Annotated in this window: 1 protein-coding gene; it reads right to left on the bottom strand. The window is 64.9% G+C overall.

All coding sequences use genetic code 11. The features are described from left to right. Positions 1 to 4: 4 nt before the first annotated feature. Positions 5 to 496 carry a protein kinase domain-containing protein gene (locus G6R25_RS24575; protein WP_235949559.1) on the bottom strand — a complete coding sequence of 164 codons (492 nt, stop codon included), beginning with the start codon at positions 494 to 496 and terminating at the stop codon, positions 5 to 7. Between the last annotated feature and the right edge of the window lie 3 nt (positions 497 to 499).

Here is a 499-nt window from a genome sequence, read left to right as displayed (position 1 = left end):
ACACTCACACCCCGCAACAATTACCCAACCTCACAAATCGACGCCGGGAATGGCTCAATGTTCGCAGGTTTGACGTCCCGATGGGTGATCCCGGCCTGGTGGGCGGCGATGAGCGCGGCCAGCACCGCGACCCCGATCCGGGTGGAAACGCGCCGCGTGCGCGGATCGCCTCGGCCAGCGAGACCGACGGGATGAACTCCATGATTATCCAGGGCAGGCCTTCATCCCGAACCACATCGAGCACGGTGACGACGTTCGGATGGTCTCGAAGTTTCGCAACCATCCGCGCCTCCCGCTCGGCCCTGGCCAATATGTGCGCCGTATTCTCAAGGGAAGCAGCCGGAGATATGCGCACCTCCTTGGCCGCCGCTGTGACACCGAGGATCTCGTCGAATGCCCGCCAGACCGTTCCGTAGGCACCGGCGCCGAGTTGCTCGATGAGCCGGTACCGCCCAGCGACCCTGCGGTCGACAGCATCGCCGGTGCCTGCGGTCACACG

Source organism: Candidatus Frankia alpina, assembly GCF_902806485.1.
GTDB lineage: Bacteria > Actinomycetota > Actinomycetes > Frankiales > Frankiaceae > Frankia > Frankia alpina.
The sequence above is the reverse complement of the archived record's forward strand: the minus strand, read 5'-3'. Positions and strand labels throughout refer to the sequence as shown.